This window comes from Micromonospora sp. L31 (assembly GCF_052068075.1).
Classification (GTDB): domain Bacteria; phylum Actinomycetota; class Actinomycetes; order Mycobacteriales; family Micromonosporaceae; genus Micromonospora; species Micromonospora purpureochromogenes.
Map to the genome: position 1 here is coordinate 758,096 of NZ_JBQHDC010000001.1, position 26,623 is coordinate 784,718.

Annotated in this window: 26 protein-coding genes, 1 tRNA gene and 1 pseudogene; 14 read left to right on the forward strand and 14 right to left on the reverse strand. The window is 72.8% G+C overall.

Going from position 1 to position 26,623, the window contains the following annotated elements; genetic code table 11:
- Positions 1-755: 755 nt before the first annotated feature.
- Both ACTMS9_RS03755 and ACTMS9_RS03760 read right to left on the reverse strand, forming a co-directional pair.
- Positions 756-1,112 (reverse strand): FmdB family zinc ribbon protein, encoded by a 357-nt coding sequence (locus tag ACTMS9_RS03755; RefSeq protein ID WP_441164127.1) that lies wholly within the window; start codon positions 1,110-1,112, stop codon positions 756-758.
- Between the two features lie 61 nt (positions 1,113-1,173).
- Complete coding sequence (locus ACTMS9_RS03760) at positions 1,174-1,830, reverse strand: 5-formyltetrahydrofolate cyclo-ligase (protein WP_441164128.1); 657 nt, start codon at positions 1,828-1,830, stop codon at positions 1,174-1,176.
- Between the two features lie 84 nt (positions 1,831-1,914).
- Here ACTMS9_RS03760 and ACTMS9_RS03765 point away from each other — a divergent pair, with 84 nt between their 5' ends.
- From ACTMS9_RS03765 to ACTMS9_RS03795, 7 genes and pseudogenes are all read left to right on the forward strand, one after another.
- Positions 1,915-4,104, forward strand: coding sequence for a diguanylate cyclase (locus tag ACTMS9_RS03765; protein WP_441147459.1), 2,190 nt, complete (start codon positions 1,915-1,917; stop codon positions 4,102-4,104).
- 9 nt (positions 4,105-4,113) lie between these two features.
- Positions 4,114-5,067, forward strand: coding sequence for a UTP--glucose-1-phosphate uridylyltransferase (locus tag ACTMS9_RS03770; protein WP_357996282.1), 954 nt, complete (start codon positions 4,114-4,116; stop codon positions 5,065-5,067).
- The gene (locus tag ACTMS9_RS03775; RefSeq protein WP_441164129.1) at positions 5,064-6,359 is read left to right on the forward strand and encodes a molybdopterin molybdotransferase MoeA; all 1,296 of its coding nucleotides are present in this window, start codon (positions 5,064-5,066) and stop codon (positions 6,357-6,359) included. Before ACTMS9_RS03770 ends, ACTMS9_RS03775 begins: the two co-directional genes overlap by 4 nt.
- Positions 6,356-7,006, forward strand: a complete 651-nt coding sequence (locus ACTMS9_RS03780) for a GNAT family N-acetyltransferase (protein ID WP_441164130.1) — start codon at positions 6,356-6,358, stop codon at positions 7,004-7,006. Before ACTMS9_RS03775 ends, ACTMS9_RS03780 begins: the two co-directional genes overlap by 4 nt.
- A gap of 177 nt (positions 7,007-7,183) precedes the next feature.
- A complete protein-coding gene (gene sepX, locus ACTMS9_RS03785; protein ID WP_441147454.1) occupies positions 7,184-7,984 on the forward strand; it encodes a divisome protein SepX/GlpR in 801 nt (266 codons plus the stop codon).
- Between the two features lie 222 nt (positions 7,985-8,206).
- Positions 8,207-8,280: transfer RNA gene (locus ACTMS9_RS03790), tRNA-Ala, on the forward strand.
- Between the two features lie 200 nt (positions 8,281-8,480).
- Positions 8,481-8,996: pseudogene (locus tag ACTMS9_RS03795) on the forward strand (DUF4304 domain-containing protein); the annotation flags it as partial.
- Between the two features lie 163 nt (positions 8,997-9,159).
- On the opposite strand, the gene ACTMS9_RS03800 reads toward ACTMS9_RS03795, so the two are convergent.
- Positions 9,160-9,498 carry a hypothetical protein gene (locus ACTMS9_RS03800; protein ID WP_441164131.1) on the reverse strand — a complete coding sequence of 113 codons (339 nt, stop codon included), beginning with the start codon at positions 9,496-9,498 and terminating at the stop codon, positions 9,160-9,162.
- Positions 9,499-10,049: 551 nt separating this feature from the next.
- On the opposite strand from ACTMS9_RS03800, the gene ACTMS9_RS03805 reads away from it, so the two are divergent.
- Complete coding sequence (locus ACTMS9_RS03805; protein ID WP_441164132.1) at positions 10,050-10,526, forward strand: DUF4279 domain-containing protein; 477 nt, start codon at positions 10,050-10,052, stop codon at positions 10,524-10,526.
- A gap of 56 nt (positions 10,527-10,582) precedes the next feature.
- Here ACTMS9_RS03805 and ACTMS9_RS03810 read toward each other — a convergent pair whose 3' ends face one another.
- Both ACTMS9_RS03810 and ACTMS9_RS03815 read right to left on the reverse strand, forming a co-directional pair.
- On the reverse strand, positions 10,583-11,353 hold the full coding sequence (locus ACTMS9_RS03810) for a hypothetical protein (RefSeq protein WP_441164133.1): 771 nt from the start codon (positions 11,351-11,353) through the stop codon (positions 10,583-10,585).
- A complete protein-coding gene (locus tag ACTMS9_RS03815; protein ID WP_441147434.1) occupies positions 11,338-11,898 on the reverse strand; it encodes an RNA polymerase sigma factor in 561 nt (186 codons plus the stop codon). Before ACTMS9_RS03815 ends, ACTMS9_RS03810 begins: the two co-directional genes overlap by 16 nt.
- 218 nt (positions 11,899-12,116) lie before the next feature.
- Between ACTMS9_RS03815 and ACTMS9_RS03820 the strand changes: the two genes are divergently transcribed.
- Positions 12,117-12,908, forward strand: a complete 792-nt coding sequence (locus tag ACTMS9_RS03820) for a hypothetical protein (protein ID WP_441164134.1) — start codon at positions 12,117-12,119, stop codon at positions 12,906-12,908.
- 4 nt (positions 12,909-12,912) lie between these two features.
- Here ACTMS9_RS03820 and ACTMS9_RS03825 read toward each other — a convergent pair whose 3' ends face one another.
- Positions 12,913-13,521, reverse strand: a complete 609-nt coding sequence (locus tag ACTMS9_RS03825; RefSeq protein ID WP_441164135.1) for a hypothetical protein — start codon at positions 13,519-13,521, stop codon at positions 12,913-12,915.
- Between the two features lie 204 nt (positions 13,522-13,725).
- Between ACTMS9_RS03825 and ACTMS9_RS03830 the strand changes: the two genes are divergently transcribed.
- On the forward strand, positions 13,726-14,070 hold the full coding sequence (locus ACTMS9_RS03830; RefSeq protein ID WP_441164136.1) for a VOC family protein: 345 nt from the start codon (positions 13,726-13,728) through the stop codon (positions 14,068-14,070).
- Positions 14,071-14,294: 224 nt separating this feature from the next.
- Positions 14,295-14,915, forward strand: a complete 621-nt coding sequence (locus ACTMS9_RS03835; protein ID WP_441164137.1) for a VOC family protein — start codon at positions 14,295-14,297, stop codon at positions 14,913-14,915.
- Positions 14,916-14,928: 13 nt separating this feature from the next.
- On the opposite strand, the gene ACTMS9_RS03840 is transcribed toward ACTMS9_RS03835, so the two are convergent.
- From ACTMS9_RS03840 to ACTMS9_RS03855, 4 genes are all read right to left on the reverse strand, one after another.
- Complete coding sequence (locus tag ACTMS9_RS03840; protein WP_441164138.1) at positions 14,929-15,810, reverse strand: redoxin domain-containing protein; 882 nt, start codon at positions 15,808-15,810, stop codon at positions 14,929-14,931.
- A gap of 25 nt (positions 15,811-15,835) precedes the next feature.
- Complete coding sequence (locus ACTMS9_RS03845) at positions 15,836-16,030, reverse strand: general stress protein CsbD (RefSeq protein ID WP_210775062.1); 195 nt, start codon at positions 16,028-16,030, stop codon at positions 15,836-15,838.
- 184 nt (positions 16,031-16,214) lie between these two features.
- Entirely contained in the window at positions 16,215-17,240 is a 1,026-nt protein-coding gene (locus ACTMS9_RS03850) for a DUF4352 domain-containing protein (protein ID WP_441164139.1), read from the reverse strand.
- 115 nt (positions 17,241-17,355) lie between these two features.
- Complete coding sequence (locus ACTMS9_RS03855; RefSeq protein ID WP_441147421.1) at positions 17,356-18,009, reverse strand: 4'-phosphopantetheinyl transferase family protein; 654 nt, start codon at positions 18,007-18,009, stop codon at positions 17,356-17,358.
- Positions 18,010-18,321: 312 nt separating this feature from the next.
- Between ACTMS9_RS03855 and ACTMS9_RS03860 the strand changes: the two genes are divergently transcribed.
- Entirely contained in the window at positions 18,322-18,540 is a 219-nt protein-coding gene (locus tag ACTMS9_RS03860) for a hypothetical protein (protein ID WP_441147419.1), read from the forward strand.
- Between the two features lie 40 nt (positions 18,541-18,580).
- Here the strand turns inward: ACTMS9_RS03860 and ACTMS9_RS03865 are convergent, their stop codons facing one another.
- The 3 genes from ACTMS9_RS03865 to ACTMS9_RS03875 all read right to left on the reverse strand — a co-directional run bounded on the left by ACTMS9_RS03865 (position 18,581) and on the right by ACTMS9_RS03875 (position 22,792).
- A complete protein-coding gene (locus ACTMS9_RS03865; RefSeq protein ID WP_441147417.1) occupies positions 18,581-19,351 on the reverse strand; it encodes a peptidase in 771 nt (256 codons plus the stop codon).
- A gap of 1 nt (position 19,352) precedes the next feature.
- Positions 19,353-20,624 (reverse strand): VWA domain-containing protein, encoded by a 1,272-nt coding sequence (locus ACTMS9_RS03870; protein WP_441147415.1) that lies wholly within the window; start codon positions 20,622-20,624, stop codon positions 19,353-19,355.
- Positions 20,625-21,121: 497 nt separating this feature from the next.
- Complete coding sequence (locus ACTMS9_RS03875) at positions 21,122-22,792, reverse strand: dolichyl-phosphate-mannose--protein mannosyltransferase (RefSeq protein ID WP_441147413.1); 1,671 nt, start codon at positions 22,790-22,792, stop codon at positions 21,122-21,124.
- 92 nt (positions 22,793-22,884) lie between these two features.
- On the opposite strand from ACTMS9_RS03875, the gene rsmI reads away from it, so the two are divergent.
- Positions 22,885-23,724 carry a 16S rRNA (cytidine(1402)-2'-O)-methyltransferase gene (gene rsmI / locus ACTMS9_RS03880; protein WP_247657197.1) on the forward strand — a complete coding sequence of 280 codons (840 nt, stop codon included), beginning with the start codon at positions 22,885-22,887 and terminating at the stop codon, positions 23,722-23,724.
- A gap of 13 nt (positions 23,725-23,737) precedes the next feature.
- Here the strand turns inward: rsmI and ACTMS9_RS03885 are convergent, their stop codons facing one another.
- Entirely contained in the window at positions 23,738-24,619 is an 882-nt protein-coding gene (locus ACTMS9_RS03885; protein WP_441164140.1) for a hypothetical protein, read from the reverse strand.
- A 161-nt stretch (positions 24,620-24,780) separates the two neighbouring features.
- Here ACTMS9_RS03885 and metG point away from each other — a divergent pair, with 161 nt between their 5' ends.
- Entirely contained in the window at positions 24,781-26,583 is a 1,803-nt protein-coding gene (metG, locus tag ACTMS9_RS03890; RefSeq protein WP_441164141.1) for a methionine--tRNA ligase, read from the forward strand.
- Positions 26,584-26,623 lie beyond the last annotated feature (40 nt).

The following is a 26,623-nucleotide window of genomic DNA, read 5'->3' on the forward strand; positions in this document are numbered from 1 at the left end:
AGAGCCGGGGCGGGACAACCGCCGGACGAGTCGAGGACGACCACCGCCAGGCCGAGCAGGGCAGCGACCAGCCCGAGGCGCAGCAGCGTGCTGCCGCCTGGTCGGCGGAGCCCACGCACCGGGCGCAGGGAGTCCCTCCCGTCCGGGCCACCACCCACCATGCTGCTCACCTTCCACCTCGCCGTCGACCCGCCCCCGGAACGCAGCGCGTGCCTCGCGGTCGGGCCGCCCCGCATCCCGAGGGTCGACCGCCGGCCCTCGCCTCGCTGGCCGGCCGCCGTCGCGGCGCTCGGACAGCACGCTACGGGCAGGAGCGGACGCAGCAGTGCCGTGTGCACCGGCCTGTGGACAACCGGCAGGGCTGTGGACAACGCCCCGAAGCGGCGCTCGACCTGTTACCGAGTCGGTGTGGTCGGGCAACCGGACCGACCGAGCGAAACGCCCGTCGGCTGGGTCGTCGAGGCTGACGGTCCGAGGCTGAGTCGTTCGCGTCATCAGGTCCACAGCGCCGCACACCGGGTCGGTTGCCGGCACCTGCCCGGCGGCGGCACCGACTACGGCGAGCAGCCGGGTCGGCAAGCCGGCCAGCTTCCCGCGCCCTGGGGGACCGCGCCACCCAGGAGAGGCGAATCTGGCCCTTCGCCTCGGCCACGGGCCGGCGCCTGATCAAGCGAGGACCGCAGGCGGGGCGAAGGGAGCGCGGACGCCGAAAGCCCCCGCGGCCGGTAGGGCGGCGGGGGCGGTGGCGTTCGAGATCAGGAGGAGGCGGAGGTGCTGGCCGCGGCCTTGGCCGACCCGCCGTTGGACGAGCCCGACGAGCCCGACGAGCTGCCGCCGTTGGACGAGGCGGCCGACGACCCGCTATCCGACGAGGAGCCGCTGTCCGACTTCGCCGGCTTCGGGGTGGTGCTGCCGGTCTTGCTCTCCGAGCCGGAGGAGCGGGAGTCGGTGCGGTAGAAGCCGGAGCCCTTGAACACGACACCAACCGAGTTGAAGACCTTGCGCAGCCGCCCCTCGCACGCGGGGCACTCGGTCAGCGGCTCGTCAGAGAAGGACTGCACCGCCTCGAGCTGGTGGCCGCACGTGGTGCAGGCGTACTGGTACGTGGGCACGTTCTCCTCCGGATCTGGTACGGCCGGTTGGCACTCGACGGTTTCGAGTGCCAATGGTGCGTCATCCGGCCCGGGTTCGTCCAGCGGACGTGGGGGGATCGACACCGGGCGCGTCGGTCAGCGTACGCAGACCGCCCGACGGGGTGATTACGGCGTGCACCGGGCGGTCGTGCGGCTGGGCGGGCAGTGCCTCGACCAGCTCACCGTCGTGCAACAGCGCTACCGTCAGCACTCTTCCCGGCACCCGGGCCAGCGCCCGGTCGTACGAGCCGCCGCCGCGCCCCAGGCGCAGGCCACGGTGGTCCACCGCCAGCGCCGGCACCACCACCAGCTCCGCCTCGCCGATCGCCGCGCGGCCCAGCCGGGGGCCGGCCGGCTCCCGCATGCCGCGCCCGGCCGCCACCAGCGAGTCGGGCCCGTCGTACACCGCCCAGTCGAGGCCCAGGTCGGCACGGAGCACCGGCAGCAGCAGCTCCGCCTGGCCGGGCAGCGCCGCGCGCAGGGCCTCCGGCAGCTCCGGGCCGCCCGGCTCGGAGCCCACCGGGACGTACCCGGTCATCCGGCGTGGGCGCAGCCGGCGTACCAGATCCACCAGCTCGGCCCGGACGCGCGCCGCGGCTTCGGCCCGCTGCGGCGCGGTCAGCGCCCGGCGGTGGGCGAGCAGCGCGACCCGCGTCTCGCGTTTGGCCTCATGCGCTCCATCAGGAAATTCGGGCACGCAACACTCCCTTGCGCAAACCGCGTCTTTCGGTTGCTCTGTGTCAGCATCGCAGGAACGGGCGCGGAACTTCCGGGGGGAAGCTTGACGCTACGCGGGCGGTTGACGGCGGCCTTCCTCGCGGTGGTGCTCGGCCCGGTGCTGCTCGGAGCGGTCTTCGTCGGCACCACCCTCGCGGCCGTCGACCGCAGCCGCTCCACCGAACGCCTCGGGCTCGCCGCCTCGACCGTGCGCACCTCGGTGGACGCCCTCTGCCAGCAACTCCGGGCCGCCGCCGACGCGGTGGCGCTGCGTACCGATCCCGCCGCCCGCGCCGGCGCCGCCACCCAGGTGGTCAGCCGGGGCCTGGCCGGCGCGGTCCTGGTCACCGACGTGGCCGGCACCACGACCTACGCCACCCCGGGCGCGCCCCCGACGCCCTGGCAGGACTGCTCCGGCGACCGGACCGCTGCCGGGCCGGTGCGGGCGCTCAGCGCCCGGGTGGACCTGCGCGACCCGGCCGGCATCGCGCTCGGCACCGTCGCCGCCGCCCAGGTGGTCGACCCGGCGTTCGTCGCCCGGCTGGCCGCCGCCACCGGCGTCGCGGTCACCCTGCTCGACGGCCCCGCCGCCCCCGACCGGGTCACCCACACCACCGAGTCCAACCGGGTACGCGAGGCGGTGCTCGCCGCCGCGAGCACCGTCGACGGCGACCGGGTCACCGAGACCGCCGACGGCAGGTACGTGCGCCGCCTCGGCCCGAGCCCGGGGCAGCCGCTGCCGCTGGTCCTCTCCGTCCCGGGCGAGCAGCCGGCCGGGCTGCCCGCCGTGCTGGTCGGCGCGGTGCTCCTCGCCGCCGTGCTGGCGGTGCTGGCCGCCTGGCGGCTGGCCCGGGTGACCACCCGGCCGCTGGTCGAGCTGGCCGGCGCGGTGGACCGGGTGGCCCGCGGCGACCTGACCGCGCGGGTGCCGGTGCGCAGTCGGGACGAGATCGGCCGGCTGGCCGGGGCGTTCAACCGGATGACCCGGGAGACGGCCAGTTACGTGGCGGCGCTGACCAGCAGTCGGGACCAGTTGCGGGGGCACCTGGCGGTGCTCGGCGACACCCTGGCCAGCACCCACGACCTGCAACGCATTCTGCGGGTGATCCTGCACAGCGCGCTCGGGGCGACCGGGGCGCGGGCCGGGGCGGTGCTGCTGCTCGACCCGGACGGCGTGCTGGTGGGGCAGTGCGCCGAAGGGCTGGACGGCCGGGTGCCGGACGCCGAGCCGCTGCGGGTGCCGATCGGGGCGGGGGTGATCGGCGCGGTCGCCGCCACCGGGGAGCCGCAGCGCGGCCGGGTCGAGCCGGCCGAGGCGCCGGCGGGGGAGCCGCGCTGCGAGACGTACGTGGCGGTGCCCTTCGCCGCGCCCGGCGGCGCCGAACCGGCGGGCCGGGAGCCGGCGGTCGGGGTGCTGGCCCTCTACGACCGGCTGGGCGGCGAAGAGTTCGACGACGACGACCTGGCCACCCTGCGCACCTTCGCCGGCCACGCGGCGGTCGCGGTGGAGAACGTCCGGGTGCACGAGGAGGCGCAACGGCTCTCGCTGACCGACCCGCTGACCGGGCTCTGGAACTACCGCTACCTGCGCGAGTCGCTGCGCCGCGAGGTGGAGCGGGCCAGCCGGTTCGGACGGATGCTCAGCATCCTCGCCCTGGACGTGGACCGGTTCAAGCGGGTCAACGACACGTACGGGCACACCGCCGGCGACGTCGTGCTGGCCGAGTTCGCCCGCCGGGTACGCGGCGAGATCCGCGAGGTCGACCTGGCGTTCCGGCAGGGCGGCGAGGAGTTCGTGGTGCTGCTGCCGGAGACCGACGCCCGGGGCGCGGCGATCGTCGCCGAGCGGTTGGGCGCGGCCGTGCGGGACACCCCGATCGTGGTGGACGAGCACGTGGCGATCACGGTGACCGTCTCCATCGGCATCGCCGTCTACCCCGACCACGCCAGCACCGGACAGCAGGTGCTCGACGCCGCCGACGAGGCGTTGTACGCGGCCAAGGCCGCCGGGCGGGACGGTTACCGGGTGACCGGGCTGCGCCCCGACGCGGTGACCGAGGAGATCCCGGTGCCGGCCGGCGCGGTCAGCCCGGACGACGAGCTGCCGCGCGCCGGGCCGGCGGCCACCAGGGCGGCGGAGGGTTCGAGCCGGCCGGCCGCCGCAGTCCCGGCACCCACTCCGGGTGTGACACAGCCGGCTACGGGCGGCGCGTCTTCCGGTCCTCACCCGCCGCGGCAGAGCCGTGGCCGATAGTCTCGCGACATGTCGGAGCACTCAGCGAACCCCTCGACGGCCGCCGCGACCGGTCGTCCCCGTGCGGTCAAGGCCGTCATCCCGGCCGCCGGCCTGGCCACCCGGTTCCTGCCGGCGACGAAGGCGGTGCCCAAGGAACTGCTGCCGGTCGTCGACCGTCCGGTCCTGCAGTACATCGTCGAGGAGGCCGCCCAGGCCGGGCTCACCGACGTACTGCTGATCACCGGGCGCAACAAGACGGCCATGGTGGACCACTTCGACCGCCGGCCCGACCTGGAGGAACGGCTCGCGAAGAAGCCGGAGCTGCTGGCCGCCGTACAGCGCACCACCGAGCTGGCCGAGATCCACACCCGCCGCCAGCCGGAGCAGCTCGGTCTCGGCCACGCCGTCGGGTACGCCGCGTCGCACGTCGGCGACGAGCCCTTCGCGGTGCTGCTCGGCGACGAGTTCGTCAAGCTCGACCAGCCGCTGCTGCCGGCCATGCTGGAACTTCAGGCGCGCACCGGCGGTGTGGTGCTGGCCTTCTTCGAGGTGGACCCGGCCGAGACCAGCCGGTACGGCATCGCCTCGGTCGAGCCGGCCGAGTCGGAGCTGACCGACATCGGCGAGGTCGTCAAGGTGACCGGCATGGTGGAGAAGCCGAAGCCGGAGGACGCGCCGAGCAACCTCGCCGTCCTCGGCCGGTACGTGCTGCCGGGCCGGATCTTCGACGCGATCCGGCGCACCGAGCCGGGCAGCGGCGGCGAGATCCAGCTGACCGACGCGATGGAACTGCTGCGCAACGAGGGCGTGCCGGTGCACGCCATCGTCTACCGGGGCACCCGCTACGACACCGGCATGCCACTGGGCTACCTCCAGACGGTGGTGCAGATCGCCGTCGAGCGCGACGACATCGGCGGTGAGTTCCGCAAGTGGCTGGCCGAGTTCGTCAACTCCGACGCGTCGGGCGGTCCTAGTACATGACAGCGACGGCCGACGCCGAGGCGGCCGCGAACGAGTTGACGCCGCTCGCCGACTACCTGGGCAGTGTGCTGCGCAGGTTGCGCGCGCTGCCTCCGCTCGACCTCGACCTCACCCAGGCGTACGGCAACGTCCTCGCCGAGGACGTCGTCGCGCCGCACTCGTTCCCCGCCTTCGACCAGGCGGCGGTGGACGGGTACGCGGCCCGCTGGGAGGACCTCGTCGGCTACGGCCCGGCCCCCTCCGGGGGGTCGGGCGGCCGTACCGTGCGGTTGAACGTGGTCGGCGACCTGGGCGCGGCGAGCTGGCGACCGGTCCGGCTCACCCCGGGCTCGTGCTTCTCGGTCGCCGCCGGGGCGCCGCTGCCGGTGGCCGCGGACGTGGTCGTCCCCGTCGAGTGGACCGACCAGGGCATGGCCGCGGTGGAGATCTTCCGGACCCCCAAGCGCGGGTACGGCGTCCGCCGCGCCGGTGAGGAACTACCCGCCGGCACCCTGCTCGCCCGCGCCGGCACGTACGTCTCGCCGGCGCTGGTCGCCGTCCTCGCCGCCACCGGGATCGGGCACGTGGTGGTCCGGCCCAGCCCGCGGGTGGTCATCGTGGCCACCGGCGACGAACTCGTCGACGTCGGCCGGGGCAGCCAGCCCGGCCAGGTGGTGGACGCCAACTCGCACGCGCTGACCGCTGCCGCCGCCGAGGTGGGCGCGCTGGCGTACCGGGTCGGCATCTGCGACGACGACCCGGAGGGGCTGCGCGGCCTGCTGGAGGACCAGACCCTGCGGGCCGACCTGATCATCACCACCGGCGGCACCGGCACCGGCCCCGGCGACATGGTCCGGCGCATCCTGTCCAGGAGGGAGGGTGGCCGGGCCGGCCCGGTCACCTTCACCGAGGTGGCGCTCTATCCCGGCACTGCGCTCGGATTCGGCACCGTCGGCGCCGAGGAGGTACCGGTGGTGTGTCTTCCCGGTGAGCCCGGATCGGCGCTGATCGGCTTCGAGGTGCTGGCCCGCCCGGCCATCAACCTGCTGGCCGGGGCGGAGCCGGTGTTCCGGCCGAGCGTCCGCGCGCACCTGCTGGAGACCATCACCTCCCCGGGCGGTCTGCGCGAGTTCCGCCCCGCGCACGTCGCCGAGCGGCGCGGCGGGGGATACACGGTCCAGCCGCTGCCGGGTGGGCCGTTCACCCTGTCCGGGCTGGCCGAGGCGAACGGGCTGATGGTGCTCGGCGAGCGGGTGACCTCCGCCGCCGCCGGCTCCACCGTGGACGTACTCCTGCTGGACCGGCGCCGGTGAGTCTGTTCGGCTTCGGGCGGGTGCCGGGTTGGCCGGTGGTGTTGACCGACGGGCCGGTGGTGCTGCGGCCGTACCGGCGTACGGACGCGGCCGCCTGGTCGGCGGTGCGCCGTGCCAACCAGGCCTGGCTGGCGCCGTGGGAGTCGCACCTGCCGGGCACCTGGGACGAGACCAACTCGCCGACCGCGTTCCGCTACGTCCACAAGGACCAGCGACGCTCGGCGCGGACCGGTGAGGGGATGCCGTTCGCGGTCTGCCTCCGCCAGGACGGCCGGGACCGGCTGGTCGGGCACCTCAACGTGGGCAGCATCGTCCGGCGGGCGTTCTGCTCCGGGTACGTCGGATACTGGGTGGACTCCGCAGTGGCCGGTCGCGGGGTGATCCCGACCGCGATGGCGCTCGCCGTGGACCACGCCTTCGGGCCGGGCGGGTTGCACCGGGTCGAGGTGAACATCCGACCGGAGAACCGGCCGTCCCGCCGGGTGGTGGAGAAGTTGGGCTTCCGCGAAGAGGCGTACCACGTACGCTACATGCACATCGACGGGGCGTGGCGCGACCACATCGGATACGCGATGACCAGCGAGGAGGTGGCCGCCGAAGGCGGTCTGCTGGCCCGCTGGCACCGGATCCGTGATCGCGCGGGGTGAGCCGTCCCACGGACGGGATCGGCGCGGCGCGCCGGCATCAGGGTCGACGGCCCGTAACCTCAAGTAACTGCAAGCTGTGGCAAGCGCTGCCCGCCCGTACGATCTGCGCCGTGGACGACCATCCGGGGAAGATCCTGCGGTGGCCCGGCGATTGCCCCGAATTCGGTGACGGGAGGGGTGAGGGTGCCGACCTCGGTGCTCCTCGCCGTCCTCGCCGCTGCCGGCCTGCTCGCCCTCGCGCCGGCGCTGGTCCGCCGGTACGACGCCACCGAGCGGCTGGTGGCGGAGCGGGCGCAGTCGACGGCGCGGGTGCTCCAGCGCCGTCGGCGACGCCGTACTGTCCCGGGACGGCGGCCGGTCAACCCGTCCCGCGCCCTTTTCGTCACGCTCAGCGAAAATGCGAACACGGGCGGTCTGAGCGCCCCGGTCTCCGCGCCCCCGGCGGCGGGCCGCCGCTCGGGCCGGCTGCGCGCCGTGCCGCCCGCCCCGCGCAGGGCCCGTCGCCGCCCCCCGCCCCGGCGCCGCCACACCCCGGCCGTCTACCGGCGTCGCCGAGTGCTCGCCGCGCTGCTGCTGCTCAACTTCGTCGAGCTGGTCGGCGTGATCGTGGTCAGCCCCGGTTTCTGGATCAGCATCTCGGTCACCGGAACGCTGCTGGTGGCGTACGTCGTACACCTGCGCAAGCGGGCGGTGGCGGAGCGCCGGCGGCGGCGGATCCAGGCCCGCGAGGCGGCGTGGCTGGCCGCCCGGCAGGCCGAGGTGCGGCGGGAACAGGCCCGCCGGGCGGCGGCCCGCCGGGAGGCGCAGCGCCGCCTGGCGGCCCAGCGCGAGGCGGTACGCCGGACCGCGATGGGCCTGGACCGGTCGGGTGACCTGCCGGCCGCGGCCAGCGGGGGCGGCTCCGTCTCCTACCGCCGCGCCGGTGGCCTGCGGGGTCGGCCGTACCAGTCCGGCCGCGGCTCCTCCCACCCCGCCTGACCGGCGCTGTTCCTCGCGCCCGTTGCTCCTTGGCGCCGTTTGCGGCGTGTCGCGGTGTTCGGTGGCTCGGACACCGCGACATGCCGGATCCCGAGTCGATCTTCGGGTGGCGCCCGTCGGCACGCCGGGGGTGGATTCGCGGCTAGGAGGGTGGACCTGTTAGCCTTGTCGCCGGCCCGCCTGGTGAAAGCCAGGTGGGACCGAAGCCGGTTCGCCGGCGGAGGGGTTGTGGCGCAGTCCGGTAGCGCACCTCGTTCGCATCGAGGGGGTCAGGGGTTCGAATCCCCTCAACTCCACCCAGCTCAAAGGCCGTTTCCCGTCGTGGGAGACGGCCTTTTCGATCTTGTACAGCAGCGAAGTGCAGCAGCCTGGACTGGGCCCTTACGGCTCGGCTCCGATGTCGTACCGGTCAATAGGATCTTGCGCATGGAGCGTCCAGTGCGGCAGGCATACCTTGGCATGATCTCCAAGCAAGTCGCGCCGATGCTTCGGGGGACACGGGTTCAAACGGTCGGGAGGTACCTTCCGCCGGATTTCCGCTGCCGGCCACGCGGCGGTGATCGAGTTTCAGGGTTCGAGGGCCGGCGGAGGGGACTTTTCCCTCTTCTACGTCAACCTCGGCGTCGCCACGGCTTCCTGGCTGGATTGGCGTCAGGAGCGGTTCGGTGGAGACCAACGTGGCCGGCCTACGGCATCCGACGGTCAGTGGTGGACGCGACTCGGGGCAGCCTCGCGCCATTACGCGGAGCCCTTCGGCTGTTGGATGATCGGGTCGGTGACAGATGCGCCCGACTGCGGGGTGGCCCTGGGCCGGGAGTTGACTGAGCGAGTCATGCCGACCTTCGATGCCTGGCTCGCGCACTACGTCCAACTTGACGAGGCTCTTGCCGACGGGCGCGAAAGTGACCTACTGGTGCTCTTCGCCGCCCAACCGGCCGGGTCGGTCGATGGCATCCAAAACTTCAGTCGTCCTAGCCACCCGTACGTGGAGTGGATGGGCTCCCGGCGATGACTGCGTTCGTGCCACAGCATTCCCGACGTCTAGCTTCTTAGCTGCTCGCCGAGGCGCTTGAGCGCCTTCTCGGTGGCCTCTGCAGCTACCTCGCTGTAGATGTTCATGGTCACGGCGATTTGGCTGTGCCGGAGGAGGCTTCCCGAGCTTGGTGAACGGATTGTCAGCGCCCTGGACCGCCGGGCCAGGTTTGGCCGGGGAATTGGGTTGTCACAGCCGGGGCGGCCGGCGGGCTCGGCCGGGACGCACGCGCCACCCACATGGCGATGCCGTTCGCTACGGTGGCGACCAGCGCGACTGAGGCCACCGCCACGTTGACCAGGAACGCCGGCCGCCAACCCAACGCCATCGTCAGGATGCCGCTCAGGACGGGTCCGAGCAGGAGAGCGGCGCCGAGCGCGAGGCCGAGCACCAGCCGGGCCTGGGAACGCCAGTGACCCAGCTGACCGGACAGGGCGAGGGCGACGCCGACCACGGTTCCGGCACCCAGTCCGACGAGCACCCGCCCTGCCACCAACAGCGCTGCCCCCGGGGCGAAGCGCTCACCGCGCTCCCAACGATCAGGAGCACCAGCGCTGGCACCCCGGTCGCAGTGGGCCACCGCCGGCTGACCAGGTAGCCGGGCGCGATCAGGGACGCCGTTGCCACCATGCACGATGCGACCACGGTCACTGTCATGGTGGCGGTGGACAGTCCGAGGGCGCGCCTGATCGCGCCGGCCAGCGGCCCGATGGGTGCGGTGAGCAGTCCGACGGCGAGCAGTGCACTAAGCGCTGGGCCGACAAGCGACCAGAGCGGGCGAACCACCGGTGGTTGGGCCGAAGCGGAATACCCGGGCGGAATCACCCGGTGAGTGTATGCATCGGACCCTCTGTCGCCAAGATCTCCGACTGCCCGCGGCACCCGCACCGCCGTCAACACCCTGGTCTGCTCCGGTCTGCGTGATTCCGCTGGAGGTGGTCGGTCATCGACAGTGGGAGACGGCCTTTTTCGATCTTGTCAGCAGCAAGAAACAGGCAGCGCCGCCGGTACCTGCGTGGGTATGGTCCGCCGGTGATCATCTCTCAGTACGCGTACTTCGCGCTGAGTTCGAACCGGGTTTCCTCCGCCGAGATCACCGCGAGGCTCGGCATCGAACCGGACGAGATTGTCGTTCGTGGCAGCCGCCGGGCCAACCCGGTGCGGCCCGCCAGCCACCGGTGGAAGATCACGTGTCGCAAGCCTGGGTTGACGGTCGACGAACAGATCAACCGGATCGTGGATCGGCTCTTCGGTCACGCGGAGCGCATCGGTGAACTGGCCGTCGAGCTGGACAACAGCGATGGAGCGCCGGGCGCGAGCATGCTGCAAGTCGTCCGGGTGTTCGAGCATCCGGATGGCGAGGAAGAGGACCTGACCAGCCCCGTCGAAGGCCTGCAGAAGCTCCCTGGTCAGCACCAGTTGCTGGGCTGGCACATCGATGCTCGGGTGTTGGAGTTTCTTCGACTGACGAGAGCAGAGCTCGACGTGGACGAGTATGGCTACGGGTGAGGCTGGTCACGGCGACCCGGCTGCGGCGGCCGGTGGGCCGCCGCAGCCGGGTCACGTCAGGGCAGCTCGGAGGGGCGGTAGCTGGTCGTTCCCTTGGCGGTGTGCACGGTCACCGTGAGGCGGTCCACCTCGCCGCCCTCAGGACCGGGCCACCAGGCCGCCCACCAGCCGGACTTCACGCTGGCCTGGAAAACCTTCCCGTTGTCGAGGCGAACGTCCACCCCGGTGACCCCCGGGCCGACCAGGCCCACGATGTTCGACCACATGGCGTCGCCACTGCCCATGGAACTCATCGTCTGCAGGTCCACCGTGCCGGCGGGCAGGGCCGGCAGCGGGCCGTCGGCCAGGCCCATCGAGGCGAGCTGGTCGTCGTCTCCCGCGCTCAGGCACTCGACGATGACGCCGCTGCCCTTCTTCATGATGAGCAGCGTCGCGAGCCCGCGCTGCTCGGCGAGGAGCACGTCCGCCGGGTCGACCGCCGACGAGCTGCCCCCCACGTCGTTCCCAGCGCAGATCCGGGCCTGCGGCAACACCTGCGCACCGGTGAGCGAACCGGGCGTGGGCGTCCAGGCCGCGACCGCTTCCTCCGCCGTTCCCGGCAGCAGCGCGGGCACGGCCACGACTCCGGTGGCACCCGCGGCGACCGCGGCGAGGCCCATCACCAGCCGGCGCCGCGCCGGCCGGCGAGCGGATGCCCCCGTGGTCTGACCGGCCATCACCCGCTCGACGAACGCCTCCGAACGGGTCCGTTCCAGCGCGGTGGGCTCGCGCCCACGCGCCGGGTCGAGCACGGCCAGCTGCTGCAGGTCCTTCATGCTTGAGTCCATGCCTGCTGCTCCTTGAAATCGTGAGGGCGGAAAGACGAAGGGGCGACGGATTCGGCCGGTTCCAGAGCGGCCCGCAGCCGTTGCCGGGCCCTGCCGAGCCGCATGGCGAAGGTCGACCGGCGACAGCCGAGCACGGTGGCCGCCTGCTCAGCCGTCAATCCGTCGAACGCGACCAGGGCGAGAACCTCGCGGTCTGCGGGGCGTAGAACGCGCCAGGCGCGTTCCAGGTCGATTCGCGTCGCGGCACTCACGGCGTCGTCGGACAGCTCGCGTGCCTCCAGCGACACCAGCCGGACGTCCAGGGCCTGGCGCCTCAACCAGCCGCGCGACTGGTTGGCCATGGTCTTGCGGGCCACCGCGAACAGCCACGGTCGAGCATCGTCCGGCAGCTCGTCGAATCGCCGCCAGGCCGTCAGGAAGACCGTCGAGACGATGTCCTCAGCCTCGGTGACCGGGACCCTCCGCTCGACGAAGCGCAGCAGGTCGGCATATGTCTCCCTGTGCAGAGAACGGAAGCGCTCCTCCCGGGCACCAGCGCGGCTCATCTGGGTTCTTCTTGGTTGTCCATGTCCCCTACCTGTCCGGCTCAGCGGCAACTGTCACACGCCGGTTCACCGTCGAGCTGGGTGTGGAGGGCGAGCTGTCCACCCCGCCACACCCCTCGCGATGTCTGTTTGGTGAGTCTTTCCTGGTCAGACCAGGTCGATGCGACGCCCTCGAATCTGGGCAACGGCACGCCACAATCGGGAGGGAGGTGGTTGCTGTGTCCAGGCGAACGAAGGCACCCCCTCGCGGCTGGCAGTTCTGGCGCCGAGCGTTCTGGACGCGGCCGGCGCTCCTCGTGCTCTACGGCTTGCTGGCGGGCGTGCTCGGACTTTTGGCGCTGGCCGGCGTCCCGGACGGCATCCGCGACGCGGTCGCGATGCGGCGAGCCGTGGAGTGCCTCGCGGGGAGCATGCGGGTAGAGCCGGATGCCGATCCGCCGAAGGGCTGTCTCGAGCGGATCCCGGTCACCTTGTCCGGCCCCTGGCACAGTCGTGGCCCCGGCAGTGACTGGCACCTGATGGTGGAGCAGGACGCTGAGTACGTGCTGTTTGCCGAGACCGAGGTCCCGACCTCGGGCAGCCGCAGGCTCAGGGATGAGGCAGAGGCAGAGGCGTTGCTGTGGGAGGGCACCCCCGTAGCGATCGAACTGCCGGCCGGCGATCGGGTCGAAACCGAGGCCTGGGGCCACCGCGGCTGGTTGCAGACCCTGTTCCTGGGGATGTTTGCCGCCTCCGGTCTGCCCATGCTGTTCGAGGCTGCGCGGCTCAAGCGCGGTAGTGCAGACGGTTGGTGGTCGGTCCGGGGCGAAAAGGTGGGACTGATGGCGTTGAATCCGCTGATGGGGATCGCGTGCCTGCTGGCGATCCCGTCGATGCTTGGGCTCGTGCCGCTGATGCTGGGTCTGCGCCTGCTATGGGTGGCCGTCGTCGCCCTTCTCGGCCTCGGTCTCGTCGTATTCGCCTTGATCAAAGGACGGGCAGTGCGTGCTCGTCCGGGCGTCGAGGGTTGATCCCCTACCCGGGCTGGGAGATCGACTCGCGGTTGATGTAGGCGACCTGCGCGGCGAAGGCCAGCAGAGCCAACACCGTGCCGACGCCGACCGCGAACCCGGGCGACAGCCCCGTGAGCCCGGTCAGCAGCGTGACCGCGAGCCCCACCAGCAGCGCGTTCACCGCGCCCACCATCGCCGCCGTGGTCAGCAACAGCTGCGCCCGCCGGGGCGCGTTACCGACCGCCGCCCAGGTCGCCCGCATGATGCCCTCGCCCTGCACCGCGTCGGCGAAGAAGTCGTGCTCGCCGGCCAGCCGGCGATGGTAGTACGCCCGGATGCGCTGGATCCGCGCGAGATCCAGCTCGTTTTCCACCATGTTCTGCACCAGCCGCAGGAATGTGAGCAGTCCGGTGATCACCAGCGTCGGCAGCACCGCCCCGAGGTACGGCCGGACGAGCGCGGTGTTGCTGGCGACGAAACCGAACCCGATCAGCGCGGCAGAGAGCATGGACAGGAAGACGGTCGCCCGACCCACCGACTCGGTGACGGTCGCGCTGCGCGAGGTCTGAAGCACGAAATGCTCGGTGGTCAGGGCGGTGAGCAGCGCCTGCTCGCGTTCTCCGTCGTCCATGCACCTCACCGTCCGTGGGCTGACCAGGGGTCATCCGTGGCTCAACTCGCCCGCCTCCCGCTCGGTCACGCGGCTTGTCGGAGAAACCCAGGCCAGCCTCGTCATGCGCGGGTCGGGTCAGTTGACCTCGGGAGTCAGGCGGTACCTGGCATCTTCTGGCGAGATTGGCGTTGCCACCTCGGACCTCAGCATTATGGTCGGTGAGTGATCAATGGTGCTCATGTGATCATCTACAGCCGCGACCCAGAGGCGGACCGTGCCTTCTTCCGGGACACGCTCGGCTACCACCACGTCGACGCCGGTCATGGCTGGCTCATCTTCAAGCTCCCACCGGCCGAGCTCGCCATGCACCCGACCGAGGGCGAACCGGTCCACGAACTCTTCCTCATGTGCGACGACGTTGCGGCGACCATGGCCGACCTGGCCGCGAAGGGCGTCGAGTTCACGATCCCGGTCACCGAGGAGCGGTGGGGGCTGCGCACCGCGCTACGCCTGCCCGGCGGCGGCGAACTCGGTCTCTACGAACCGCGCCACCCGGTCGCAATCTGACGGGCCGGCAGAGGACGTGATGCCGCGAATCGGACACCCCGCACGTACCGAAGCAGTAGCGTCGTCACCGAGACCCTGCCCCACCGGCGGCCTCCGCCCACGCGGCAGCCCGTCAGACGGCGCGCGCCCGGCCATTTGGCGCAGCACGCAGGCCATAAATCGGGGAAGTCGCGCGACGCCGCCGGAAGACGCATGACGTCCTGACTCAGCCCAGGGAGGCCGCGATGAGCCCGAGAACCGACGCCAGCGGGACCCCGAACATCCGGGACGTCGACCTGAAGCTCGAGGTCGTCGTCATCCCGGTCTCGGACGTCGACCGCGCGAAGGAGTTCTACGGGCGCCTCGGGTGGCGGCTCGACAAGACCCCGCCCGGCATCGTCCAGTTCACGCCGCAGGGCTCCGACTGCTCCGTGCAGTTCGGGCCGAACCTCATGTCGGCCGCCCCCGGTTCGGCCAAGGCGTACCTGGTCGTCTCCGACGTCGAGGCGGCCCGGAACGCGCTGGTAGCGGCTGGTGTCGAGGCGGGCGAGGTCGTCCACATGGGCCCCGAGGGGCCGGTGAACGGTCTGGATCCCGAGCGTCGCAGTTACTTCTCGCGCACCTCGTTCAGCGATCCCGACGGCAACCACTGGCTGGTTCAGGAGGTCACGACCCGGCTGCCCGGGCGGATCGAGGCTGCCGCGACGTCCTTCGCCTCCGTGAGCGACCTGGCTAGCGCGCTCCGCCGGGCGGCGGCCGCCCACGGCGAGCACGAGAAGCGCACCGGCCAGGTGGACCCGGACTGGCCCGACTGGTACGCGGAGTACATGGTGAACGAGCAGTCGGGCGCGGAACTGCCCAAGTAAGCAGCAGCAACGCTCACGGGCCGAAGGTGAACACGAACGCGCGGAGACCGGGCTGGCTGGTGCCGAGGGTCAGCAGGTGATCGTCCCGCGACGCCCCGGCGACGAGCCGGATCATCCCCGCCCGGTCGACGCGGGCCACCGCGTCCGGGTCGACGTCGTCGCCGCGCTCGTCGCCGATCGGGTTCCCGTCCAGCAGCACGTCGATCGCCGCCTGTCCGGACGGACCGGGATCCACGACGAGGTTCACCTCGCCGGCGTTGAAGGGCAGGGCGAGCTCGCCGGTGCCGCCGGCGAGTTCGATGTACTCGCCGCTGGTCTCCCAGTCGCCGGTCAGGGCGAAGGTGCCCGGCTCGGCGCGGTGCGCGCCGACGTACGTCTCGGGCGTGACGCCGAGGTACGAGGGCTCCCCGGTCGTCGCGAACGCCATCGCCTCGGGGCTGACCGGCGGCAGCTTGGTGCCGGGCGCCCTGACCTCGATCAGCCGCCGGATCTCCGACTCCACGCGCTCGTAGCTGCCCTCGCCGACCCAGTGGTCGACCAGTAGTCCGTCCGCGTCGAAGAGGTACTTCGCCGGCCAGGCGTTGTTGCCGAGGGCCCGCCAGATCTTGAAGTCGTTGTCGATCGCGATGGGATAGGTGAGCCCGTGGTCGCGGATCCCCCGGTCGATGTTCTCGGCGTGCCTGCCGAACTCGAACTCCGGCACGTGTACGCCGATGACGACCAGGCCCAGGTCGGAATAGTCGCGGTGCCACGCCTTGACGTAGGGCGACGTACGGACCCAGTTGATGCAGGTGTACTCCCAGATGTCGAGCAGGACCACCTGACCGTGCAGCGCGTCGGGAGCCAGCGGCGGCGAGTTCACCCACCGCTCGGCCAACAGGTGAGGGATTCGCATGGTCAGCTCTCCTCAACCGGAGTCGTCAGCTGGTGAAATCGCCCCTGACGTCCCGAGCGTCCTCCTGGACGTGTTCGCCGGGTTCCCGGCCCCGGATCTCGTCGCGCTTGGCCACCCGTTCCGCCTGCGACCGCTCGTCCTGGTTCATGTCGCCCAGCTGGGCCCGGGCAGGGCCGGCCACCTGCTCGACGCTGTCCTTCGCCCGTTCGGTGGAACTCATGCCGCCCCCTCGTCGGTTCGTGGACCAGTCGCGCTGTCCGCGCCTCCCGCCCCGCGTCCCCGCCCGCCGTGGCGGGAAACCCCCGGCGACCGCCGAGAAGGCTGCCGACGACCTGGTCGACCCAGAAAAGGGGGCGGGCCGGCCCCCACGATGGGGAGCCCGGCCCGCCAGTGGACCGGGGAGGTCACGGCTTCCAGGAGCCGGCGGCCTCGAACTTGTGCTGGTATTCCACGACGCCCTTCCTGTCCTTGACGTCGAAGACCACCGCGCCCGAACGCTTGTTGCCGGCGCGGATGCCGCTGCCGGAGTCCAGCATGTCGCCGCCGCAGCCGGAGAGCGCGCCGGCCAGCCCGTTGACGGTGGTGCCGTCCTCGGCCACCCACTGGAAGTAGAACGGGTTGATCGACGCCTTGCCCTTGGTGACCGTCGCGGTGACGTCAGCGATCAGGTAGAGGCCCTTGTCCGGGGCGGGGGCGTAGGAGCGGCAACCCTTGGTGGAGGTGGAGAACTTGCGGATGGTGATCTCGATGGTGCCCTCGTCGTCCTCGATCACCAGGGTGTCGCCGGGCTCCATGTTGAAGGTCTCGCCGTCGGCGGCCGAGGCGGACGCGGAGGGCTTCGTGCCGGGGAAGGCCGGCGCGGCGGTGGTGCGCGGGGTGGGCAGGGAGCGCTCGATCTCCTCCGCCTTGTCGGCGGCCTTCTTGCCGCCGGCGACCAGGGCGGCGATGCCTCCGCCGCAGCAGAGCAGGAACAGCACGGCGACGATGATGCCGATGATGACCCACGGCTTCTTCTTCGCGCCGGACTGCATGGGCGGGCCGAGCGGCTGGCCGGGAGCCGGCGGGTAGCCGGGACCGGACACCGGCGGGTAGCCGCCGCCGGAGACCGGCGGATACGGCGCGCCGGAGACCGGCGGCATCGACGCGTTCGGGTCGTACTGCGGGTACGGGCTGCCGGAGACGGGCGGCTGCGGGGCGCCCGACACCGGCGGGTACGGCGCGCCGGAGGTCGGCGGCTGCACGGCGGTCGGGTCCATCGGCGCGTACGGGGGCTGGGGGGCGCTCGGGTACTGCGGCGCACCGGAGACCGGCGGCAGCGGCGCGGTCGGGTCCGCGGGGTACTGCTGGTGCGGCACCGGCGCCGTGGGGAACGGATCGACGGGCGGCTGGTTGGGGTCCTGCGGCCCGTAAGGGGGCTGGGGCTGGCTCACCGTACTCCTCGGCACTTCGGCTGCATCGGGAACTCTTCGACGCTAGTCGGTGCGGGCAACGCGGAATTGTCTCGGGTCCGACCCGCCGTTCGTGGATCCGGACCGGGCCGAACGGTCAATGCGTCAGCACGGCCGCGGTGCGCACGAGGTCACCCTCGACGACGAAGCGTCCGATGACGACCGACGGCGGATCGGCCACGGTCGCCGCCGCCACCCGCACCGGGTCGATCCGCGCGGTGAACGTCCCGGCGTCCGGGTCCAGCTCGACCGTGGCGTCCTGGAAGTCCAACCAGGACCCGACCACCGGGTGCCAGACCTTGTAGACGGTCTCCTTCGCGCTGAACAGCACCAACGGCCAGGACGTGCCGGCCGGCAGCCGGGCGCACCGCTCCTCCTCCTCAGGGCGGCAGATCAGCCGGCGTACCCCCTCGTTGAGCTCGCGGTGCCGCTCGGCGTCCATCCCGACGGACCGGATGTCGGTCGCCCGGGCGACCGCGGCGGCGCAGTAGCCGCGGGTGTGGGTGATGGTGCCGACCAGCCCGGCCGGCCAGGCGGGGGAGCGATCGGCCGCAGCCGGGACCGGCAGCTCGGGCAGCCCCAGCTCGGCCATCGCCCGCCGGGCGCAGACCCGCCCGGCGGTGTAGTCGCGCCGCCGGCTCTCGACCGCGCGCGCCCCGAGACCGCTCTGCTCGCCGGGGAGCAGCTCGCCCGCCCAGTCCGTCGGCCCGGCCACCACGACCGAGACGGTCGGCGGCAGCAGGTCACGCATCACCCACCCCCTTCAGGTACGACGACAGTCTGGCCCGTTCGGCGTCGAGCCGGTCGGCCGGCACGGGCGGCGACCCGGGCCAGAGCGTCACCTCGCTCGGCGGAGAGGTTCCTGGCGGCCATCGACGGTGAACGTACCGCAACCGTGTAACGCCGGAGCGTCCCGTAGCGCTGTTAGGGCGTCGCGGGGATCTTGCCGGCGTCCGCGCGTCGTCGACGCGGCGGGCCGGTGCCAGGTACGACCATCCGAGAGGAAGTGACGATGACCGGTGCCCCGGCACCCTCGGGTTCTCACCCCGACGAGCACGTTCCGGTGACACCGGCGTGGACCTGCGACTCCTGCGACGAGGAGTGGCCGTGTCCGACCAAGCGCGCCCGGCTGCTCAGCGAGTACCAGGTGGACCGCGCCTCGCTCAGCGTCTACCTGGGCTCCTGTCTGGCGGCCGCCACCGCCGACCTGCGTGCCGCGCCGATGACGTCCCTTCAGGACCGGTTCATCGGCTGGGTCCCCCGGGGGCCGATCACGACCTGAGCGGCGGTGGCCGCCCCGGTCGGGCGGCCACCGTCTCCGGTCAGGGCCGGCGGGGACGGCGGGTCAGCGCGAAGCCGACCACGCCGGCCACCGCGGCCAGCACCCCGCCGACCGTGCTCCAGATCCATCGGGAGCCGAGGTCGGGCAGCAGGTCGCCGAACCCGCCGTCCGCCTGCTCGGCCGGGGCTGCCGTCGGTTCCGCGGTCAGCACCGTGCCCGCCTTGGTGGTCGGCACCAGGGGCGCCTTCAGCTCGCCGTCGTCGCGCGAGCCGTCGCCGTCCGCGCTGACCAGCAGGTCGACGTCGACCGGGAGTCCGAGGTCGGCCTCGGGCAGCTCGGTCACCGACAGCCGGAGGTAGTAGGTGCCGGGCAGCGGGTCCGCCGACCAGGGCTCGGCCCACGAGCGCACCTGGCGCAGGGTGCAGCCGAGCGACACGCTGCGGGTCGCGGCGTCGACCGTCGGGGTCTGCGCCCCGGCGGTGCAGGACTGCCGGCGGCGCAGCCCGTCGAAGACCTCGACGGTCCAGGTGGACGCCCCGGTGCGGGCCTTCGGCAACGACACCGTCGCGGTGATCTCGTGCCGCTGCCCGGCCGAGGCCGGGAACGACCAGTAGAGGTGGTCGCCGGTGGAGGCGCCCACCCGTACCGGCTGACCGGCGGCGATGCCGGTGGCGGTGAGGAAGGACGTGCCGGCCCGGGTGACCGGGGTGGCGCCGGGCGAGGGAGTGGGGGCGGCCGCCGCGGCGGGAACGGCCGGCAGGGCCAGCCCGGCGGCGAGCGCCGCCCCCGCCAGCATCATCGGGGTACGCATCTCAGTTCTCCCTCCAGGTGGCGACCCACCAGCGGGTGAGCAGCCCGGCGACCAGGCCGGTGAGCAGGCCGGCCAGGGTGAGCAGGGCGAGCAGCACCCAGCCCCGGCCCAGGTCGGGCGCGGCCGGGGCGGGGGACGAGGCGACCACGTCGACGGTCAGCTCGACCGGCATCCCCGGCGTGGCCCGGGTGCCCGGCCGGGGCGCGAAGGAGTTGCTCACCACCAGGCAGACCGTCGTGGCGGGAACGGGCGTGGCACCGGGCGTCGGCGTGGCGCCGTCCTCCGTCGCCGACCAGCGCAGGCCCGCCGAGACCACGTCGGTACGCCCACTGCCGGCGTCCACCCCGCGTACCAGTTCCCGGCCGTCGGCGGCGGTGGCCCGCAGCAGCACCCCGTGGTCCGGGTTCACCGGGCGGTCCAGTGCCAGGCTGACCGAGGCGCGCAGCTCCTGCCCCGGCCGCACCGGCACCCGGTACCAGCGGTGCTCGGAGAACGCCTCCCGGTCGCTGTAGACGCCCGGGGCGAGCAGCGGCGCGTTCGCGCACTCCGCCGTGCCGCCGACCACGGTGGGCGCGGCGGTGTACGTCTCGTTCGCCCGGTCCACCAACTGCTTGATCCGGCCGCTCAGCTCGTCGGCGCTCTGCGCCGCCGTGTACGTGCCGCCGGTCGCGCCGGCGATGCAGAGCAACTGCCGGCGTACCTTCTCGTCCGGGGCCAGGCCGAGGGTGTCGACCACCAGCTTCGTGCCCTGGGCGGCCAGCTCACGGGCCACCTCGCAGGGGTCCGGCGGAGCGCAGGTGTCCTCGCCGTCGGTGATCAGCACGATCCGCCGGGCGGTGGCGCCGGTGCCGAGGTCCTGGGCGGCGGAGCGCAGGGCCAGCCCGACCGGCGTGAAGCCGGTCGGCCGCAGGGTGGCCACCGCCGCCTTCGCCTGCACCCGGTCGACCGGACCGACCGGCACGATCTGTTGGGTGTCCAGGCAGCCCTGCTTCTTGTCCTTGCCCCGGTAGGTGGCGCCGAGCACCCGGATGCCGAGCTGGGTCTCCTCGGGCAGCGCGTCGACCACCTCGTTGAACGCCTGTTGGGCGACGGAGATCCGGCTGCGGCCGTCGATGTCCCGGGCGCGCATCGAGCCGCTGACGTCGAGCACCAGCTCGACCTTCGGTGGCTCGGTGGGCGGCTCCTCGTCCGCCAGGGCCGGCGCCGGACCGGTCAGCACGGTGGCCGCCAGCAGTCCGATCAGGACGGCCGTCGGTCGTCTCTTGTTGATCATCGGGCGGAGTGTAGTGCCGTCCACTCTGGATGATCACTTGGGGCGGCTGGGCGCCCTTCCTGTCGCCTTCCGCCCCGGGTGTCCGGCGCGCGACTTCGGCGGGGCGGCCCGTCACGTCCGGGTGGATCGGGTGAGGCGTCCGTGTGCTTCTCGTGCGCCGTCCCGGTGCCGGACCCTCCACCGTCCGTCCGGCAGTGATCCTCGTGTTCGGGCAGGAAACGGTACGGCCTACACGGGCTTTGCGGCAGACCGTCGACAGAATGGTGACCATCCGTCAATTGCCGGAGGTAAACCTCTCTCGCGCCTTGACATCGGTCGGGAATCTGACCCAAGTCGCCCCGTTGTGCCGGTGCCGAAGGGTGGTTAAGCTTTGTCTTGCGCGCCCCAATCGCCCGCTTCCCCCGTGGCAGGCGATCGGGGCGCGCTTTATCGTGTGCGCGCCGCCCCGTGCCACCGGCGTCTCCCGCCCGGCCCGCCGCGCGCCGCCCCCTGCGGGGTCAGATCCAGCGGCCGTCCAGCCACATCCGCGCCGACCAGTCGTCGTACGGCAGCAGGTTGCCCACGAAGATCGGGTAGAAGTACGCGAAGCAGAGCGCCACCAGCAGCACGTACGCGCCGACGATCACCCCGCCGATCAGCCGGCGGTCGTCGCCGCGCGCCAGGTCGGCGTCGGTCGCCGCGCCGCCCTCGGGACCGGTCGGGGTGACGATCGCGCCCAGCACGTAGACCACGGCGAGGACCAGGAACGGCAGCGCCGGAGCGGCGTAGAAGGAGAACATCGTCCGGCCGTCGAGGGCGAACCAGAACCAGGGCAGCAGGCCGCCGGCGAGGCTGAGCAGGATCGCTCCGGCGCGCCAGTCCCGCCGGGCCAGGCCCAGCCAGGCGGTCGCCGCCAGCGCCGGCAGGAACGACCACCAGAGCAGCGGCGTGCCCAGCAGCAGGATCTCCGAGGCGCAGCTCGGCGCCCCGCACGCCCCGTCACCCGACCAGTAGAAGGCCACCGGCCGGCCGAGCAGCAGCCACTGCCACGGCCACGACTGGTACTTGTGCGGGGTCTCCAGCCCGGTGTGGAACTCGAACGCCGCCCGGTGGTACTGGTACAGGTTGTTCAGCGCGCCGAGGATCGGGGTGTCGCTCAGCCCCGGGGTGTTGGGGTAACGGTCGGCCAGTCGGTAGTAGCCGTCGTCGCCGAGCAGCCAGCCCGACCAGGTGGCCACGTACGTCACGACCAGCAGCAGCCCGGCGAGCACCAGCCAGGGCAGCTCGTCGAGGAGCGCGTCGCGCCACGGGCGGCGCACCCCGGCGGAGCGCCGGACGCCGACCTCCCACAGCAGCGCCAGCAGCGCGAACACCGGCACGAAGTACAGCGCGCTCCACTTCACCGCGCAGGCGCAGCCGAGCAGCACCCCGGCGGCCAGCCGCCACCACGGCCAGGTGCGCCAGCCGCCGGCCGGCCGCCCGGCCCGCCCCGGCGCGGCCGGGTCGAGCCCGTCGTCCAACGCCCGGGCCCAGCGTCGCCGCCGGGCGTCCCGGTCGAGCACCAGGGCGCCGAACGCGGCCAGCACGAACAGCAGCAGGAAGATGTCGAGCAGCGCGGTGCGGGAGAGCACCAGGTGGAAGCCGTCCAGCGCGAGCAGCAGGCCGGCCGCGCAGCCGAGCGTGGTGGAGCGGAACATCCGGCGGGCGATCCGGGTCAGCATCAGCACCGACAGGATGCCGGCCAGCGCCGCCGAGAACCGCCAGCCGAACTCCGGGGCGGTGGTGAACAGGTGCCCCGGCACCGAGATGTTGTGCTCCTGGTCGGCGTAGCCGAAGGCCCACTCGCCGAACCCGATCAGCCACTTGCCCAGCGGCGGGTGCACCACGTACGACGGGCCGTTGTCCTTGTAGTTCCACTCGACGCCCTTGTCGATCAGGCCGTAGCCGTCCCGGGCGTAGTAGATCTCGTCGAAGATCTTGCCCTTGGGGCTGCTCAGGCCGAGCAGGCGCAGGATCGCGGCGATCACCACCACCACGGCGGTGGCGATCCAGGAGTTCACGTCCAGCCGGGCTTCGACGGTGGCGAGCCGGCGACGCACGACGGCCGGGACGCCGCCACCATCGGTGGGCGGAATGCCCTGGTCGGGTCCGGTCGCGTTCGCGCTCTGCGCTGTCGACGCACTCGTCACCCGGCGATCGTAGGCTCTGGAGGTGCCCGGTGGCGCCCATCGTCCCCGACATCGGCACGCCGATCGATGAAGGAGCGCTACTCGTGGGTGAAATGTCCGAGCCCGGGCGCCTGGTCCTGCTCGGCGCGCCGCTGGGCAACCCGGCCGACGCCTCCGCGCGGTTCCGCGAGGTGCTCGCCACCGCCGACGTGGTGGCCGCCGAGGACACCCGCCGCCTCACCCGGCTGGCTCGGGACCTCGACGTCACCGTGGGCGGCCGGATCGTCTCCTACTTCGAGGGCAACGAGGAGCGGCGTACCCCGGAACTGGTCGAGGTGCTGACCGCCGGATACCTGGTCGCGCTGGTCACCGACGGCGGCATGCCGAGCGTCTCGGACCCGGGCTACCGGCTGGTGCGGGGCGCGCTGGACGCCGGCGTGCCGGTCACCGCCGCCCCCGGCCCGAGCGCGGTGACCACCGCCCTGGCGCTGTCCGGCCTGCCCTGCGACCGGTTCTGCTTCGAGGGCTTCCTGCCCCGCTCGCCCGGCGGCCGACGGTCCCGGCTGCGCGCCCTGGCGGCCGAGGAACGGACCCTGGTCTTCTTCGAGGCTCCGCACCGGATCGCCGGCGCGCTGGCCGACCTGGCCGCCACCTTCGGCGCCGACCGCCCGGCCGCGCTCTGCCGCGAGCTGACCAAGACGTACGAGGAGATCGTCCGCCGGCCCCTCGGCGAGCTGGCGGACTGGGCGGCCGAGGGCGAGCCGCGCGGGGAGATCACCCTGGTGGTCGCCGGGGCTCCGGAGCGGCCGGCGGAACGCCCCGACGACGACGTGCTGCGCGCCGCGGTGGCCGAACGGGAGGCCGCCGGGCTGTCCCGGCGCGACGCGATCAGCGAGGTCGCCGCCGGGTACGGGCTGCGCCGCCGCGACGTCTACACCGTGGTGCACGCCTGACGCGCGGTCGGCCTCACCAGGCGGCGATCAGCATGCCCAGGGTGATCAGCACCGGCCCGCCGTACGCGCCGGCCGTGGCCCAGCGGCGCTGCCGCGCGTCGGCCAGCAGGGTCGCCCCGGTCCCGCGGGCGATGCCGGCCCCGCAGCCGACGACCACCAGCAACCCGAGCAGCCAGCTCAGGTGCCGGCCGAAACCGGTGCCGACGTACGCGGTGTCGTCGCCCGCCCCGGTCATCCGCGCCGGCAGCGCCGTACCGGTGGCCCGGCGCTCGCCCGGCACCCCGCTGACCCGGACCCCGTGGGCGAGGAACCGGCCCCGGTCGGCGAAGAAGACGCCCCGGCAGCGCTGGGTCAGCGCGTTCCCGGTGCAGTCCGTGATCACCACCGTGCCGGTGCTGGCGTGCCCGACCGCGAGCCAGAACGGCCCGGCGCTCACCCAGGCGAAGAACGCGGCGACCAGGCTCAGCGTCACCAGCACCGCCAGCCCCCGCACCGGGTCGGGCGGGTGCGCGGCGCGCGACGGGCGCGCTCGGGCGGGTCCGGCGGGCGGGCGCTCGCCGCGCTTCGGCTCCTCGCGCAGCGGCGTACCGTCCCAGTGCACCTCCTCGATCGGCGCCCAGAAGGCGGCGTCCCCCTCCGCCGTACCCGTGTCGGTGGCGCGATCGGCGCGCGGGCCGCGCGCCGGCTGACGGACCGGGACCCGGCGCGGCACCGCGTCGACCGGCGCGCCGGTGGTCGGCTCGACCTCGACCGGCGTCTCGTCCGGTCCCGGCACCACCCGCGGCTGGGGCGCGACCGCGCCACCCCGCGGCGGCGCGGCCGGCGGGTCCGTCCTGGTGCCCGGGGACTTCTCGCCACGCCCGGGTGCCGCTCGTCTGCCAGTCACGGCGTTCATTGGACACCGCGTCGGGGGAGGGGCCGGGCAGCTCAGGCCGCGTGTCGGGGACAAATCGGACGAACGGCCGGGGGTGGATCGACCGCCGGCGGTGTCGGCCCCGACACGGGGAGGCCTATTGGTTCGCGGCCACCGGGGCGCGGTCACTAGGCTTGCTGGTCATGAGTCACGTTCTCGCGGCGGTCGCCTGGCCGTACGCCAACGGCCCGCGCCACATCGGCCACGTCTCCGGTTTCGGCGTTCCCTCCGACGTCTTCGCCCGGTACATGCGGATGGCCGGCCACGACGTGCTCATGGTCTCCGGCACCGACGAGCACGGCACCCCGATCCAGGTGCAGGCCGACGCCGAGGGGGTCACCCCCCGCGAGCTGGCCGACCGGTACAACCGGGTGATCGCCGAGGACCTGCGGGCGCTGGGGCTCTCCTACGACCTGTTCACCCGCACCACCACCCGCAACCACTACGCGGTGGTGCAGGCACTGTTCCAGGGGCTGCACCGCAACGGGTACATCGTGCCCAAGGTCACCACCGGTGCGATCTCCCCGTCCACCGGCCGGACCCTGCCGGACCGCTACATCGAGGGCACCTGCCCGATCTGCGGCTACGACAGCGCCCGCGGCGACCAGTGCGACAACTGCGGCAACCAGCTCGACCCGGTCGACCTGATCGACCCCAAGTCGAAGATCAACGGCGAGACGCCGAAGTTCGTCGAGACCGAGCACTTCTTCCTGGACCTGCCCGCCCTGGCCGACGTGCTGCGGCAGTGGCTGGACACCCGGGAGGGCTGGCGGCCCAACGTGCTGCGCTTCTCGAAGAACCTGCTCGACGACCTCCAGCCCCGGGCCATCACCCGGGACCTGGAGTGGGGCGTGCCGATCCCGCTCGACGGTTGGCGCGACCGCGGCGACAAGCGGATCTACGTCTGGTTCGACGCGGTGATCGGCTACCTGTCGGCCTCCATCGAGTGGGCCCGCCGCACCGGCGACCCGGAAGCCTGGCGGAAGTGGTGGTCGGCCGACGGCGAGGGTAAGGACGCCCGCGGCTACTACTTCATGGGCAAGGACAACATCGTCTTCCACTCGGTGATCTGGCCGGCGCTGCTCTCCGGCTACTCCGGCGAGGGCAGCAACGACGGCGAGCCGGGCGAGCTGGGCCGGCTCAACCTCCCCACCGAGGTGGTCTCCAGCGAGTACCTGACCATGGAGGGGCGCAAGTTCTCCTCGTCCCGCAAGGTGGTCATCTACGTCCGGGACTTCCTGGAGCGCTACGACGCCGACGCGCTGCGGTACTTCATCGCCGTCGCCGGCCCGGAGAGCAACGACACCGACTTCACCTGGGCGGAGTTCCTCCGCCGCAACAACGATGAGCTGGTCGCCGGCTGGGGCAACCTGGTCAACCGGTCCGTCTCGATGGCGGCGAAGAACTTCGGCGCCATCCCGCCGGTCGACCCGGCCGGGCTCACCGAGGCCGACGAGGCGCTGCTCGCCACCGCCCGGGCCGGCTTCGCCGTCGTCGGTGACCTGATCGCCAAGCACCGGCAGAAGCAGGCCATCGGCGAGGCGATGAAGGTGGTCGCCGAGGCCAACAGGTACCTCTCCGAGCAGGCCCCGTGGAAGCTCAAGGACGAGGCGGACAAGCCCCGGATGGGCACCATCCTGCACGTCGCGCTCCAGGTGGTCAGCGACGCCAACACGCTGCTCACCCCGTTCCTGCCGCACTCCGCCCAGAAGATCCACGAGCTGCTCGGCGGCACCGGCGTGCACGCGCCGATGCCGGTGATCGAGGAGGTCGACGACCTCGACGGCGGCCCGGCGTACCCGGTGCTCACCGGCGACTACACCGTCGGGGCGCGCTGGGAGTCGGTACCGGTGGCGGCCGGCCGGCCGCTGGCGGTGCCGAAGCCGGTCTTCCGCAAGCTCGACCCCTCCATCGTCGAGGAGGAGCTGGCCCGCCTGGCCGGCTGAGCCGCACGTGGCGGCGCGGCCCACGGGTTTCCCCCGGGGC